Annotated in this window: 14 protein-coding genes; 7 read left to right on the forward strand and 7 right to left on the reverse strand. The window is 50.9% G+C overall.

Going from position 1 to position 15,142, the window contains the following annotated elements; translation table 11 throughout:
* Nucleotides 1-30 precede the first annotated feature (30 nt).
* A complete protein-coding gene (locus AC5E51_RS12120) occupies nt 31-1,449 on the reverse strand; it encodes a 3-oxoacyl-ACP reductase (protein WP_076518212.1) in 1,419 nt (472 codons plus the stop codon).
* A gap of 283 nt (nt 1,450-1,732) precedes the next feature.
* Here AC5E51_RS12120 and AC5E51_RS12125 point away from each other — a divergent pair, with 283 nt between their 5' ends.
* Complete coding sequence (locus AC5E51_RS12125) at nt 1,733-3,028, forward strand: acetyl-CoA C-acetyltransferase (RefSeq protein ID WP_068439216.1); 1,296 nt, start codon at nt 1,733-1,735, stop codon at nt 3,026-3,028.
* Nucleotides 3,029-3,162: 134 nt separating this feature from the next.
* On the opposite strand, the gene rlmF is transcribed toward AC5E51_RS12125, so the two are convergent.
* The gene (gene rlmF / locus AC5E51_RS12130; protein WP_301387106.1) at nt 3,163-4,077 is read right to left on the reverse strand and encodes a 23S rRNA (adenine(1618)-N(6))-methyltransferase RlmF; all 915 of its coding nucleotides are present in this window, start codon (nt 4,075-4,077) and stop codon (nt 3,163-3,165) included.
* Between the two features lie 164 nt (nt 4,078-4,241).
* Between rlmF and AC5E51_RS12135 the strand changes: the two genes are divergently transcribed.
* From AC5E51_RS12135 to tusA, 3 genes are read left to right on the forward strand one after another with little or no spacing between them, the layout of a single operon-like run.
* A complete protein-coding gene (locus tag AC5E51_RS12135) occupies nt 4,242-5,027 on the forward strand; it encodes an alpha/beta fold hydrolase (protein ID WP_491778646.1) in 786 nt (261 codons plus the stop codon).
* Nucleotides 5,024-6,235, forward strand: coding sequence for an MFS transporter (locus tag AC5E51_RS12140; protein ID WP_491222254.1), 1,212 nt, complete (start codon nt 5,024-5,026; stop codon nt 6,233-6,235). Before AC5E51_RS12135 ends, AC5E51_RS12140 begins: the two co-directional genes overlap by 4 nt.
* 10 nt (nt 6,236-6,245) lie before the next feature.
* Nucleotides 6,246-6,491, forward strand: coding sequence for a sulfurtransferase TusA (gene tusA / locus AC5E51_RS12145; RefSeq protein WP_076518202.1), 246 nt, complete (start codon nt 6,246-6,248; stop codon nt 6,489-6,491).
* A gap of 96 nt (nt 6,492-6,587) precedes the next feature.
* On the opposite strand, the gene AC5E51_RS12150 is transcribed toward tusA, so the two are convergent.
* Nucleotides 6,588-9,185: a DUF349 domain-containing protein gene (locus AC5E51_RS12150; protein WP_491778647.1), complete on the reverse strand. Its 2,598-nt coding sequence runs from the start codon at nt 9,183-9,185 to the stop codon at nt 6,588-6,590.
* Between the two features lie 189 nt (nt 9,186-9,374).
* Here AC5E51_RS12150 and AC5E51_RS12155 point away from each other — a divergent pair, with 189 nt between their 5' ends.
* Entirely contained in the window at nt 9,375-10,394 is a 1,020-nt protein-coding gene (locus AC5E51_RS12155) for an alpha/beta fold hydrolase (RefSeq protein ID WP_491222252.1), read from the forward strand.
* Between the two features lie 116 nt (nt 10,395-10,510).
* A complete protein-coding gene (gene sbcB / locus AC5E51_RS12160) occupies nt 10,511-11,953 on the forward strand; it encodes an exodeoxyribonuclease I (RefSeq protein WP_068441994.1) in 1,443 nt (480 codons plus the stop codon).
* A gap of 48 nt (nt 11,954-12,001) precedes the next feature.
* Here sbcB and AC5E51_RS12165 read toward each other — a convergent pair whose 3' ends face one another.
* From AC5E51_RS12165 to AC5E51_RS12180, 4 genes are all read right to left on the reverse strand, one after another.
* The gene (locus tag AC5E51_RS12165) at nt 12,002-12,310 is read right to left on the reverse strand and encodes a type II toxin-antitoxin system RelE/ParE family toxin (RefSeq protein ID WP_491778648.1); all 309 of its coding nucleotides are present in this window, start codon (nt 12,308-12,310) and stop codon (nt 12,002-12,004) included.
* A complete protein-coding gene (locus AC5E51_RS12170) occupies nt 12,297-12,518 on the reverse strand; it encodes a TA system antitoxin ParD family protein (protein WP_488073604.1) in 222 nt (73 codons plus the stop codon). The genes AC5E51_RS12165 and AC5E51_RS12170 overlap by 14 nt, the downstream gene beginning before the upstream one ends.
* A gap of 117 nt (nt 12,519-12,635) precedes the next feature.
* Nucleotides 12,636-13,355 (reverse strand): VC0807 family protein, encoded by a 720-nt coding sequence (locus AC5E51_RS12175; RefSeq protein WP_273091587.1) that lies wholly within the window; start codon nt 13,353-13,355, stop codon nt 12,636-12,638.
* 115 nt (nt 13,356-13,470) lie between these two features.
* Nucleotides 13,471-14,148, reverse strand: a complete 678-nt coding sequence (locus AC5E51_RS12180; RefSeq protein ID WP_491778649.1) for a DNA-3-methyladenine glycosylase I — start codon at nt 14,146-14,148, stop codon at nt 13,471-13,473.
* Between the two features lie 404 nt (nt 14,149-14,552).
* Here AC5E51_RS12180 and AC5E51_RS12185 point away from each other — a divergent pair, with 404 nt between their 5' ends.
* On the forward strand, nt 14,553-15,041 hold the full coding sequence (locus AC5E51_RS12185; protein WP_491778650.1) for a hypothetical protein: 489 nt from the start codon (nt 14,553-14,555) through the stop codon (nt 15,039-15,041).
* Nucleotides 15,042-15,142: the final 101 nt, after the last annotated feature.

Consider the following 15,142-nt stretch of genomic DNA (forward strand, 5'->3'; position numbering starts at 1 on the left):
GCTCGATCAAGCGCCACTTAGATGTGCTGCTTACGCACCAACCAGAGACTGACCACATACACGTACTACGTTACCGCTTACGCCGTTAGACGCTGGGTTACCGAAGAACGCGATGGTTTCTGCTACGTCTACTGGCTTACCGCCCTGAGACAGAGAGTTCAGGCGACGGCCAACTTCACGAGTCATGAACGGAATAGCGTCAGTCATCTGAGTTTCGATGAAGCCTGGTGCTACTGCGTTGATGGTGATGCCTTTCTTAGCCAGTTCAGGAGCCATGTACTGAACGTAACCGATAACACCTGCTTTAGACGCTGCGTAGTTGGTCTGACCAACCTGACCAGCGATACCATTCATAGAAGATACGCAGATGATGCTTGCGCCTTTGTTGATGGTCTTGTTGGCGATCAGCGCATCGTTGATATGCTCTTCAGCCAGCAGGTTGATGTCGATGGTCATGTTCCACCAGTGCTCAGGCATGTTAGCCAGCATTTTGTCGCGGGTTACACCAGCGTTGTGAACAATCACGTCACCGCCGCCCAGTTCTTTCAGCTTGTCTGAAATCTGCTGAGGAGCTTCTTTAGAAGAGATATCAGCCAGCAGTACTTCGCCGCCGATTTCAGCCATAACGCGGCTCAGATCTGCTTCTGCTGGTGGAATGTCCAGACCAACAACTTTAGCGCCGTCGCGAGCCAGAGTACGGGCAATTGCTTCACCGATACCACGTGCTGCACCAGTCACAAGAGCGACTTTGCCAGCCAGAGGCTTGTGCCAGTCTGGGTAAGTGTTAGCGTCAGCTTTAGATACAGTCAGAACCTGACCGTCCATGTATGCAGACTTAGCAGAGATAACGAAGCGGAACGCAGAGTCCATGTTCGCTTCTGCGCCTTCTTCGACGTATACAGAAGTAGCGTTTGCAGACTTCTTACCGATTTCTTTAGCAACAGAACGGGTGAAGCCTTCCAGAGCACGCATTGCTGCAGCCTGTTCACCAGTTTTTGCTTTCATGTGTGGGCGACCCAGAACGATCACACGACCGTTGCTGTTCAGCTGACGCATAACTGGGTTAAAGAAGTAGTACAGCTGGTTCAGGTCAGCGCCGCTTTCAAAGCCAGAAGCGTCGAATACCAGAGCGTCGAACTTTTCAGCCATGCCTTTCTTGGTTTCAACACCAATAGCACGAACGCCTGCTTTGTCGGCAGCGGCCAGGATGTCAGCAGCAGTCTGTGCAGCCGCTGGGAAGTAAACAGTCGCTTTCGCTTCTTTCAGGTTGCGCATCAGATCGTTCAGCAGAGCACCGCCCTTGCTGGTACCAATCAGAACCTTACCTTCGAAGTAAGTTTCCTGATTTGGGTTGTAGCGCTTCAGTTCGATTGGGGTAGGCAGGCCAACGTTTTTCAGCAGGCTGCGGCCCAGGTTGTTGTTCAACATTGTTTCGTAAAAGTTGCTCATGGTCCGTTCCGTTCGTTTCTTACATGCGTTTGGGTTACGGGAGTTGATACTTGGATCACATCGGCACGATGTACAGCGCCGGAAGGTAACAGATTAGACCAACATTAATAACCCCTGAAATTGACCTCAGGCATACGGTCTTATGTCACTTCAGCCAATGCTGCCAGTTGCTGGTTCGATAGACTTGCGCAGCACTGGGCAGAATATTGTGATATTTTGCGTTCTGCCGTTATATAGGCAAGTTTTATACAAGCTCCCGTTTTTACACCGACAGGATTGAGACATGACACAGACTGTTCGTCGCGTCGCTATTATTGGCGGCAACCGTATTCCTTTCGCACGTTCTAATACTGCGTACTCTTATGCTTCTAACCAGGACATGCTGACTGCAGCACTGAATGGTCTGGTAAACCGCTACAGCCTGCAAGGCGAGCGTATCGGTGAAGTGATCGCTGGCGCTGTAATCAAGCACAGCCGTGACTTCAACCTCACTCGTGAGTGTGTACTGAGCACTGCTCTGGACGCACAAACGCCAGCAACTGACATCCAGCAAGCGTGTGGTACTGGTCTGCAGGCACTGATGATGGCGGCTAATAAGATTGCTCTGGGTCACATCGACTCAGCAATCGCTGGTGGTTCTGACACCACTTCTGATGCACCGATCGGCGTAAGCGAAGGCCTGCGTAAGATCCTGCTGGAAGCGAACCGCAAGAAGACAACTAAGGACAAACTGAAGCAGCTGGCTAAGATTCGTCCTAAGCACCTGGCACCTCTGATTCCTCGTAACGGCGAGCCACGTACTGGCCTGTCTATGGGTGATCACACTGAGATCACTGTTAAAGAGTGGGGCATCACCCGCGAAGAGCAGGACGAAATCGCATTCAACAGCCACAAGAATCTGCTGGCTGCATACGATCGTGGTTTCTTCGATGATCTGGTTACTCCATTCCAGGGCCTGGAAAAAGACAACCTGGCTCGCGAACCAGACATGGACAAGCTGGCGAAACTGAAACCTGCATTCGATAAGAAGTCTGGCAAAGGTACGCTGACTGCTGCTAACTCATCAGCGCTGACCGACGGTGCATCTTGTGTACTGCTGGCGTCTGAAGAGTGGGCGAAAGAGCACAACCTGCCAGTACGCGCTTACCTTTCTTTCTACGAAACTGCTGCTGTCGACTTCTTCGGCAAAGACGGCAACAAAGAGAAAGAAGGCCTGCTGATGGCACCTGCATACGCAGTTCCTCGCATGCTGGACCGCGCTGGTCTGACTCTGCAGGACTTCGACTTCTACGAAATCCACGAAGCATTCGCTGGTGTCGTACTGTCTACCCTGAAAGCATGGGAAGACGAGAAGTTCTGCAAAGAGCGTCTGGGTCGTGACAAGCCACTGGGCACCATCGATCGCAGCAAGCTGAATGTAAACGGTTCTTCTATTGCAACTGGTCACCCATTCGCAGCGACCGGCGGTCGTATCGTTTCGTCTCTGGCGAAAATGATCGATGAGAAAGGTTCTGGCCGTGGTCTGATCTCCATCTGTGCGGCAGGTGGACAAGGCGTTGTAGCTATCGTCGAGAAGTAATCTGAGCTAACTGCATTACCAGAGCGGTGTTGAACGCCTTGCTCTGGTTGTTTCATTAGCGCTCAGGTAAAAAGAAAGCCCCGCATTGCGGGGCTTTTTCGTTTCTGGAGGCTATTTGCGATCAATCAATTCGATCAACCTATCGCTTGAAACGTCCACGCCAGAATACGGGTCTGCTTTTTACCCTGCGTCATTTCAATGATTTTGACGTCTGTTGCGCCTGCTTTATTCGCAAGTTTCGACAGCGGCTTCAGGTTTTCCGCTTTAGATACCAGACTGGTAAACCAGTGTATTTGCGACGCAAACTGCTTACTTTCTTTAATCATCTTTTTAAGAAAAAGCGCTTCACCGCCGTTGCACCAGAGTTCATTTTCCATACCGCCAAAGTTGAGCAGAGGCTCGCTCTTAGGTTCTGCTTTACCTTTGTTGAGGTTGGCGACTTTGCGTTGGCTGCCGCGCAGAGCATCTTCTGCAGACGCATGAAAAGGCGGGTTGCACACCGATATGTCGAATTGCTCTTGCGGCAGAACGACACCTTCAAACATCTTGTGTTTGTCGTGCTGTAATCGAAGACTGATGCGGGACTTCAAAGCCGCGTTGCTCTTCAGAACCTTCGCGACGTTATCCAGAGATGCCTTGCTGATGTCGGTTGCAACACACTCCCAGTCATAAACACTGCTCGCCAGAAGTGGGTAGATGCCGTTGGTACCGGTACCAATATCCAGCATGCGCACACTTTTATCGGGCTCTACCGAATCCAGCAGGTCGGCGATGTAGTGAATGTAGTCAACCCGGCCCGGAACAGGGGGGCAGAGAGCACCGTCAGGTATATTCCAGTCAGTAACCCGGTAATGATGTTTTAACAGAGCTGCGTTCAGCGCTTTGACAGCTGACGGGTTGGCGAAGTCTATCGTCTGCTGAGAAGAAGGTGTTCTCGTTATATAGTTAGCGAGATTCGGGGATGCCTTAATCAACTGATAAAAATCGTATTCCTGATTGTGAATGTTTCTGGGGTGCAGTTTTTTCATACGGGCAGTTATCTGAGGCATACTGGGTAACACCTGAGAGAGTATACAGGTAGTCAGACCTTCTGAACTAACACGGGGAAATCATGACTGTAAGTAACGGATTGGCGGCGTGGCACAAGCAAGGGCAAACGGCCGAGTTCAGGGGATATCGGGTCTTCTATCAGGATTCCGGTGCCGGTGAAGAGGTGATTCTTCTGATTCATGGCTTTCCAACCGCTGGGTGGGATTGGCACTACATATGGAAAGCGCTGAAGAACGACTACCGCCTTATTAGCATCGATATGTTGGGTTTTGGCTTTTCCGATAAGCCTGCTGACTTCCAATTTTCTATTCATGCCCAAGCAGATCTGATTGAGTCTGTCCTGACCGAGCGGGGGATTCAGGAAGCGCATATTCTGGCCCATGATTATGGTGATACCGTGGCGCAGGAATTAGCTGCACGACACCTCGATCCAGAGTCTGAGCGTCTCCAGATACTAACTATGACGTTGCTGAATGGAGGTCTTTTCCCTGAGCAGCATAGAGCGCGTCTGATTCAGAAGTTGCTGGTCAGCCCTGTTGGTCCTTTATTATCGAAATTCGCCTCTCGTCGAACGTTTGAGAAGAACCTGAATGCGGTGTTCGGTGAACATACAAAACTAACTTCGCCTGAAGCGAACGATCTTTGGCATTTGTTCTCACGAAATGATGGGCATAGAAAATCTCATATCATGCTTCATTATATTGCCGACCGAAGGAAACACAGAGAGCGTTGGGTTGGAGCGCTTCAGAAGCTGGATGTACCTCTATTATTAATCGACGGCACTGCCGACCCTGTATCAGGTGGACACATGGCTGATCATTATGAATCTTTGATACCTCAGCCGAACGTAGTCCGCCTGAATGGAATAGGCCATTATCCACAGTTAGAAGCACCACAAGCTGTGCTGGAACATTTTATTTCTTTTATCGGTTCGAATAAAAATATATGAACACGCCACTTAAATGGTTCGCTCTGATTTCTCTGTATCTTGTTCAGGGCCTTCCCCACGGCTTCTTTGGCCAGGCAATGCCCGTGCTGTTGCGCGAGCAGGGCGTCGATCTCAGGTCCATCGGACTGATGTCTCTGGTAGCACTGCCCTGGGCGCTGAAATTTATTTGGGCGCCAGTGCTGGACCGGGTATCCATCGTTCCCGGAGAGTATCGTCGCAGCTGGATTCTGGCGATGAATCACACCGCTGTGCTGGTTCTGATTGGCTTGTCGTTTGTCCCGCTGCCATGGCTGACGAGCGATGGCGTGTTAGCGCTGGCACTTGTTCTGATGGCCGTGAATCTATTAACCGCCACGCAGGATATCGCCACTGATGCGGTCGCTGTAGAGAATCTTAAACCTGAAGAGCGTGGTCTCGGTAATGGCATTCAGGTGGGTGGCTACCGTGTCGGTATGGTACTGGCCGGTGGCGTTCTGCTGTCTTTCTTTAATTACCTTGGCTGGCAGTTTTCTTTGCTGTCCGTCGCAGCACTGATGTTTCTTGGTAGTTTACCTTTGTACTTCTGGAAGCCACGTCGGCATACCAAAGCAGAGCAGGACGTCTGGAAGCAGTGGTCTGGTTTCTTTCGTCTCGACAGCCCGTGGTTATGGCTGGCGTTGATTGCGCTTTATAAGTTTGGTGATGCGTTCGGGACTCAGATGATCAGGCCTTATCTGTCTGACCTGGGCGTCACACTTGAGCAGATGGGAGCTTTACTCGGCATTGGTGGTTTTCTTGCGGGCCTGTCTGGTGCCTTGTTCGGAGGCTGGCTGACCGGCCGGATGCCCCGGGCCTATGCATTAGTCTTGTTCCTTCTCTTTGAGACTGTCGCAATGCTTGGTTACTCCCTGATTTCTGCAGGGGATATGTTTACGATCTGGCTGGCCGTGATTGCCGAACACGTGGCGGGTGGGATGGCCACCGCAGCTCTGTTTACGGTCATGATGGATCGCTGCCGCGAGCACTCAGAGGGCGCGGATTATGCCTTTCAGAGCTGCGTAGTCATAATCACCGGAATGGTCGCAGGTGCCTTGTCGGGGTATAGTGCCACCCATATTGGTTACGCGGGTCACTTCACCGTTGCGGCGGCACTGTGTGCAGCAGTGATTTCCATCGTGGTGATGGCTCAGCGTCGCGGTCTCTTTTTGACTCTCAGATTTTCACATTAACAGGATCACTATGACTGATATCGCCAGAACATTAGACGCCCGCGGGCTTTTCTGCCCAGAGCCGGTAATGATGCTTCACAAAGAAATTAATGAAATGGCGATCGGCGAAGTCATACAGATACTGGCAACAGACCCTTCAACCGTGCGCGATTTTACGCGCTTCTGTGCGTTTCTCAGCCATGAAATGCTGGTAAACGAAGAAGTTGATGGGGAGTATCGCTTTTTGATCGTGAAGGGCGCCGAAGAGGAAGAGTAGCTCTCGTCGCTACAAATAAAAACGGGCCTGTGAAAGGCCCGTTTTTATTCAGGACGCAGCTGCACCTCAATACGATGAACAACTGCTTTCTCCGCTTTATATAATTGCCTTCAGCGCAGCAATAAATCGCTCAGTCAGCACCGTATCTGCGTCTGCTGTCAGCCATTGCTTAATAAGCGCATTACGCTCTTCTTCTTTGCTGAGATTTCTTCCCATACCCTCTGCCAGACGCTGAACCTGAAGCTCCATGCGCGCCGGCTTATCTTCGACCGGTGATTCAACATCAGCCAGTATTTCCATCGTGATGCAGAGCTTTCTGGCATCGGCCGTGCTGCTTTCCTGAGTAAACCAGGAAGCTTCAATGCCCGAAGGCAGAGCAGTGTCAGATTCAGGTGTCTCATTGGACGAAACTAACTCCAGCAGAGTATCCCAGCGACCACGTTCTTCTGCGGCTTTAGCTGCGCTGCGTTCAGAGTTAATACGCTCCTCAATGTCGTTGAGCGATTTAACAAGGCGTCCGTGTGCTCCTTTTGGAAGCTCAATATCTGCAAGCTTTTCACGAGCTTCGGTTACTGCCGCAATACCTTGATTTTCTGCGTTCGCTTTTGCTTCTTCAACGATGGCTTCCGCATTGGCTACCGTTTCGTTAATTTCAGCTTTACGGGCATCGCGTGCGTCATTCAATTGAGCAAAAACAGAATCTGCATGCTTACGCAGCTGGCTCCATAGTTTCTGGTCCGGACCGCGAGGGGTCACGCCGACCAACTTCCAGTCCTGTTGGATTTTCTTCACTGTTTCTGCTGCTGCGCTCATATCGTCGCTGTTCGCAGCCGCTTCAGCAGCGCTGACCAGAGCGCGCTTCTGATCTAAATTACGATCGTATTCGGCTTTCAGGTGCGCATAGATCGCGTCGCAGACGTCGTTAAATGCTTTCTGGGTTTTCTGGTGAGACGCACGATCAACCGGCGAATAAGAGCGGAAGGTATCACGGGCGGCATTCAACGTATTCTGCACCGTTTTCCAGTCTGCGCTGTCCCAGTCCATGTTGGCTTCGTAATGGCGTAGCTCTTCGGTGAGCTGATTACGCAGTGATACCAGTTTCTCACGCTGCTGAGCCTGTTCTGCAAAATAAGCTTTGCACGGCTCAAAGGCCTTGTCAGAGGCTTCCTGGAAGCGCTGCCACAGATCCCGGTCATTCGAGTGGCCAAGAGATTTCCACTCGGTCTGAAGCTCTTTAATACGCTCGGCCAGTAAGTCCGGCGCAATATCGGCGTCGATTAAGGCTTCCATCTGCTCGCACAGGGCTTCCTTCTTCGGCGTTACAGCAAAGCCCTGCCAGTCGCGGAGTTCGTTCAGCTGATTGGTCAGCAGACGAAGGCGGCCCTGCATCTGCTTCTGTGTCTTTTGCGTCAGCTTGTCGTTCAAACGATGAATCTGCTTGAGCGCGCTGGCAGCGTCTGCAACAACTTTTGCTTCCAGTGCGCTTTCGAGCGTTTCAATAAGCGCCTCGGCTTTAGCGCGGGCTTCGCTGTCATCCTGTTTCGCAGGTGCTGGCTTTGCCGCTTTCGGCTTTTCACCGGCCGCTTTTCTCAGAGCTGTCAGCCATTCTGGAGCGCTGGCACTGTGCGGCCAGGCAAGGTGTGGAAGGTGTTCACGGGCCTGCTCCGGAGACAGTTCACCCTTAATGTCTTCATGCTCAGCAAGGTATTGCAGGGCTGACGCTGCGGTTGTGATTTCGGCAACGGCATTATCGTACTGCTTTTGCTGGCTTGCGGATGCCGAGTGCTTAGCTGTGGCTTCTGCCCAGGCGCTTTCTTCGCTGAGTAGAGTTTCTTTCAGGCTTTCAGCGGTGGAATCATCACTGATGCTTTCCAGTGCATCCTGCAGGTGAGCAAGGATACGCTGTTGCTGTTCAGTCGCTTGCTGCAGTTCAGCTTCGAGTGCTGCGGCTTTTTGCTCTTCTTCTTTCTGCGCAGTCAGAATCGCTTCAAGTTTTTCCAGCAGGGCTGGAATATCCGCCGTGTCAAAGCCTTCGATGGCGTTCTGAAGGTCTTGCCAGCGTTGCTTCAGAATCTGCACTTTACCTGTGAACTCCGGGCCATAGCCCAGGCGCAGCAGGGTCTCTGCATTACTGCGGATGTAATCGATCTTGTCCTGAACTTTCTGGCGGGCTTCCTGTTCTGCGTTAAGTGCCGCAAGGGCATCTTTGCAGTGGCGGTAAACGGCCTTGTCTTTGCCCTGAGCATGTTTCTGCAGTTCGTGCAGTGCATCGGCTGAAATAATCGTTTCTGCTGCTGCCAGACGTACGCGTGCCAGAGAATGCTCTTTGGCCAGCGCCAGGCGAGCCGGTTCGTCACCGATTGCCGCAACCGCAGACTTTGCCAGCGCGGCATCCTGAGTCAGTGATGCGATACGGGTCAGTACCTGATCATTCGCACCACTGGGTAGCGCTCCTGATGGGGCAAGACGCTCAAGCCAGACAGACTCAATCTGCTGACGGGTTTCCTTATCTGCCTCACGGATCAGAGCTTCCAGCTCGTTCTCTTCGGTTACTTCTTTTATCAGTGTCAGACGGCGGTCGCTGTCTTTCTCGCTGAGAATTAACTGACGCCCAGTTTTCGCGGCCGGCGCTTTCTTAGTGTCGGTCGCGTTGCGGGTTTTGTCCCTGTTGAATAACTTTTTGAATAGAGCCATGAAGTTCGCTTACAACAAATGTTCTCGAAAAGGACGATCATTCTAACGTCATAGCAGCAGAGGGGAAGCGCAGAATTGAGTCAGTAGCAGATTGATGCAGAAGGCGAGACGACCCCTTAAAGCTGTGGTAGAGTATCGAGAATTGTGGCAAAAATAAAACGACAACAATAATAAGATCCGGGGATCACGATGAAACTCATCAAGCTGCTGCTGGTAGCCAGTATGGTCGCAACTACCGTTGTTACTACGGGCTGTGCCTACTTTGGCCTGGGGTCGAGGCCTCTCTCTGAACTGACCGAAAAATACACCGACGAAAGCTCGAAGTTTACCGCCGTAGATGGTCTGGTGATGCATTACACCGATCAGGGCTTTGGCGATGAAGCTGTGTTGATGTTGCATGGCGAGCACTCTTCTCTGCATGTGTGGGATGCCTGGGTAGAGCGCATGGCCACCGACTTCCGCGTGATTCGTCTGGATCTTCCAGGACACGGCCTGACCGGGCCTGACCCAAAAACAGAAACATACGACGTCGAGTACATGATGGGCAAAGTCGAAGCCTTCATGGACAAGCTCGGCCTCGATAGCGTTAAGCTGGTAGGCGCCTCTTATGGCGGTTTCATTACCTGGAACTTCGCCAAAGAATACCCAGAGCGCGTTGAGAGCATGGTGCTCGTTGATTCCACAGGCTTTGATCAGGAAGTCCATCCGGTATTGGGTTACAACACCATTCCTGTCCTCGCTGGCCTGAACTCATGGACTCTGCCGCGCTATCGCGTGCGCGACCGTGTTGAGTCCATGTACGCAGACGAAGAAAAAGTCAGCGACGAAGTGGTTCGCCGCAATCAGGACATGATGCTGCGCAAAGGCAACCGTACGGCCTTTATTGATGTTGCCCGCACCATGGAGAAACAACTTGAAGAAGGCGAGAACGAAAGTGATCGCATCAAGTACATCCAGACGCCATCACTGGTTATGTGGGGCGAGGATGACGAGTGGACACCAGAGCGCGTCATGAAGCAGTTCAAAACGCATCTGCCGAACATGACCTTTGTTTCTTACGAAGTCGTCGGCCACCTGCCGATGGAAGAGTTGCCTCGTCAGTCGGCTCGTGACGCTCATCATTACCTGTTGTACGGGGAGCTGCCTCAACTTCCGGGCAATGAAGAGCAGGGCTGGATCGTACCGGGTAACCCGCGTAAAGGCTGGTAAGTACCCGCTGAGCTGATGTTTAACAGAACCCCCGCAGGCTGTCCTCCGGGGGTTTTGTTTTATGCGTGCCATATAACCGGTAAACTAGCGTTTTGATCTGCACACAGGAGCATTGAGTGAACACCATCGTCTGGTACGACTACGAAACCTTTGGCGCTAACCCGGCCTGGGATCGTCCGGCGCAGTTTGCCGCTATCCGCACCGACGAAGACCTCAATGAAATCGAAGAGCCTGTCGAAATCTTCTGTCGCCAGACAGATGATTATCTACCGCACCCCGATGCGGTTCTGATTACAGGAATTACGCCGCAGGATTGCCAGAGCAGGGGTGTTCCAGAGCGTGAGTTCATCGCTCGCATCAATGACATGTTCAGTCAGCCTGGTACCTGTGTTGCCGGCTACAACAGCATTCGCTTTGACGATGAGTTCACCCGTTACACGCTCTATCGCAATTTCTTTGACCCGTATGCGCGTGAGTGGCAGGGCGGTAACTCGCGCTGGGACCTGCTCGATGTAGTCCGTTGTGCCTATGCACTGCGCCCGGAAGGTATTGAATGGCCAAAGAACGACCTTGGCAAAACCAGCTTTAAGCTTGAGCACCTGACTGCAGCAAATGGCCTCGACCACGGTAAGGCTCACGACGCGGTGTCCGACGTGCGTGCGACCATTGCTCTGGCACGCCTGATCAAAGATAAACAACCTAAATTATACCGTTATCTATATCAGCATCGTAGTAAGCAGGCGCTGGGTGGCCTGATTGATGTCGGCACTCATAAGCCACTGATGCATGTATCAGGAATGTACCCGGTAGAGCAGGGCTGTATGGCCGTTGTTGCACCTCTGTGTTGGCACCCGACAAACAAAAACAGTTTTATTGCGTGGGATCTGTCTGCCGATCCGACCGCACTCTATGACCTGAGTGCTGAGCAGATTTCAGAGCGCGTCTTTACCCGAGCGGCGGACATGCCAGAAGGAATAACCCGCCTGCCTCTGAAAGAAATTCATATCAACAAATCTCCTGTCATTGCGCCTGCAAATACGCTGACACCGGATCAGGCAGAGCGTTGGAACATCAGCGGCGATGACCTGCGTCGCCATCTGAAGATACTGCGTGAAGCAGGACCTCTGAATGCCAAAATGGCTGAGGTCTTTGGCAATCGTCAGTTTGCCGAAATCTCCGACGTGGATGCTCGCTTATACGATGGTTTCTTCTCGAATGCTGACAAACAGGCAATGGATGAAATACAGCGAATGCAGGGTTGGGATCTGGCGGATTATCCGAACCCATTTCAGGATGAGCGCGGGGAAGAAATGCTGTTCCGCTACCGGGCACGTAATTTCTCTGACACCCTCAACGAAGACGAGCGCGAGCGCTGGGAGCAGCATCGTACACAGCGCCTTATGCAGGGCGTTCCTGGTTCGCCACTGCTGACCTTCGAGCAGTTCGCGCCAATCCTTGAGCAGGCAGCACAGCGCGTAGCGGATGACCCTCAGAAGCTACAGTGGATATATGAGCTGCAGATGTACGCTGAATCAATCTTTCCGGTTACCGATTACTGATCAACCCAACGAGAATGGGCGTTTAGTGATCTGGAGTTTCAAGTGGATTCATGTGATGCGCTTAACATCACGATAGAAGTTCTCGTGAGACCCGAGCGCAATCAGCTCCAGAAGCAAAGCGCCGTCTTCGTAGCTGTAACCTAACAGCATGAGTTGCTTAGTCATTTTGAATTTATAAACGCGTAGAAAGGCGAGATCGCCTTTTTTCTGCTCGCCGAGAAAGGGGTCATTCATGACCTCTCTCACCGCGCCATCAAGGTCGGCTTTTTGATTAGGTTTAAGTTTCTTAACTGCTTTTTTAAAACTGGGTGTCTGTACAACTCTGGTAACTTTTCCTGTCGTGTTAGCCAAAGTCATAGCTCTCTAATTTTCCAGCTTCTTTTTCTGCTCTAGCGATGATCGCCTGTTTTACGAACTCATAGGGTAAGTCTGGATTATCTTCCATGATCTCGCCGATCTTAGCCCAGTGTTCAATTTGCTTGGGAGGGGTTCGGTTCAAGGCTTTTGCCATAATGGTGGCTTTCTCTACAAGCTCTTGATCCAGTCGGATGCTAGTAGTTGCCATAGCGGTGTACTCACAGATTCAGGTAACTCAAAATGTAGCAAATTGCCACAGGTGTGGCAATTGGCATCGAACGCATAATAGAACGAATCTGGCTGTCTCTCTGTCTTTGATCCGCGGTCACTTATCCGCCAGGTGCGGAGCCAGTACTTCTTCCAGCGTATAGCCAGTAAGGCGACGGATCGTGCGCCACAGGTAATAGAAAATCAGTAGCATCATGGCCATGGATGGAATCGCGATCATGGGATAGCTGACCAATGTCATGCGGCCCAGCTCTTCGTTAAAGGCCTGAGTACCCGAAGGGCTGACGACAATCCACTTTGCCAGCACATAGTTCATGATGGATGAAAACAGGAAGGTACCGGCAAAGAAGTACGTTGCTTTCATCAGGCGGCTTTCAAATTCTTCTGTCGCTTTATTCTTTTCCAGAGCGCTCTGAATCTTATCGACGTCCAGCACATTCGGGTTATAAAGCATGGTGCGCACCAGTGGATAGCGGGTGCGGGTCGAAATAAGCACCGCCAGACCGATAATGGCAGGAATCGCAGCTTCTTTGATCGCCAGATAGCCAGCATCAAGTTCCAGCAGACCAATGCCACCGGTCAGGCCGACACTGATCATCCCCAGCAGGGCGATAAAATTCTTCTTACGGTACTTCACCAGCTCAAACAGGCCCCAACCCAGAGGGAAGGCGAGACCCAGCAGAAGCGCATTCACACTGCCGAGATGTTCGTCACCACTGAACTTCATCAGAATGATGGACGGAATCACAATACTGACCATCAGATCGACAAACGGACGCGGCTGGTGATCTGGGGTGTTCGTGCTAGGGGCAGACATGAATAACAAACCTTAAAAGAAACAAATAAAACGCAGCCGAGAGTATACGACGAGAGATTCCCGACCGACACCTTTTAGCTTTCTGACGCTAAAGACCTTTTACCTTCGCGGCCCTTTATCTTCGCGGACCGATAGACCAGGACAAAATCTGGCTCAGCTCTGTGAGGCTGTAACCGGTTTCGTCGCGCCAGCGCAACATGGCATCCATAAAGGCTTTCCAGCTCGCTTTTGACGTAGGTACTCCATCAATCACGCCTTTGCTCGTGAGTGCCAGAATCATATCGTCGCTGAAAATCGGCGAATCCACCCCCATGCGACGGAGAAAGATCTGGCCGGTTCGCCCACCAACCCGGTTGCCGCGCTTGCGGAACACCTTAAGGTTTAAGGCGTAATCTTCTGGCTTCCAGGATGCAAACCAGGCCGCGGCACTGCCGTGCTCACGTTGCAGGTCAGTGAAGAACAGGGCGTTTTCGTACACCGAATTGATCTTCGCCATATGACGGATGATGGTGTCATCCTGCATAAACTGCTCGTATTGCTCCTGTGGCCACATGACCAACACGTCTGTGCGGAAATTGCAGAACACCTCTTCAAAACGCGGCCACTTATTCGCAACGACCTTCCAGTTAAAGCCAGACTGAAACACACACTGCGACAGGCAGGACAACCAGCGGTCATCGGGAATCGCGGCCAGCTTCTTGGCGGATACAGGCTTCATTGCATGCTTGAGCTTCAGATCGAAGTCATGATGCTGAGCAGCGGCTTGTTCGAGGTAATGGCTGAAAGAGAGCATGCGAATAGCCTATGAAGAATGAACAGAAAATAGTGTCTCGCCATGATATGGGCAACCGCTTCTGAATGTAAAGAATACATGGTTATCCATACAGTATGATTCGGACTTTTCGAGCAAAACGCGCACGCTTTGTTTTCGTGCTTGCGCGTTTTGTCAGAGCGGGGTACCGTAAACCTCAATCGAATCAAAGAGTTGCCAGCTTGGTTTATAAGTTTATATGCAAGCACTCGCCGAAATAACAGGCGTGCGCGTTTTTCTGGAAGGGAGATTTGAGTTATGGAAGATTTTTCAATTGAGTCAAAGAGTTATCCCGGAAAGCTCGAAAGAGTGTCCCAGGATAAATGCGCACGCACACTAACAAACTGTTATACCTACTCAACACCTGCCTTAATCGGAGATGAATTATGGAATCGGAAATTGAGAATATATTTGTAGAAAGCTTTTCTGATCATGACGAAAAATTGGATGTTTTAGAAAAACGCTGGGAAGAACTTGGTTTGTCAAAAGGAGTGGAAACTTTTGCGCAGTCTATTTCAGGAACTATGAATATGTCCGTGGGAGTGTTTCGATATCAAGCAGACAACTTTTCTGGTGATATTGTTTTTTTTGATAAGAACTTTATTGCATCTGGATCGTGCAGGTGGAGAAATCTAAGCCGTGGCTGGGAAAATATACAAACGTGGTCTATGGAATATGATTCCTTAGATGATTCTATTACTCTAAATATAGGGCCAGGTAATGCGAAAATTGCATCAGTGTCAAGAACTACCTCAGATGCAAACTTAAGATTCGATATTTCTCAGAAGAAAGTAATTTTTGTCGTTAGACAGAAAATCCCATTTCCAGGAGATTTAAAACTGCATGTTGGTTCTAATATGGTTATTCAAGGGTAGATCCCAGAAAAGTATAACAATTCAATCCAGCCGAACGCTAAAGCGTCTGATCTGTAACCACTTTCATGGACAGTTTTTTCTGTTCATTAAAGAGGTGCAGT

The sequence above is a fragment of the Thalassolituus sp. genome, from assembly GCF_984348125.1.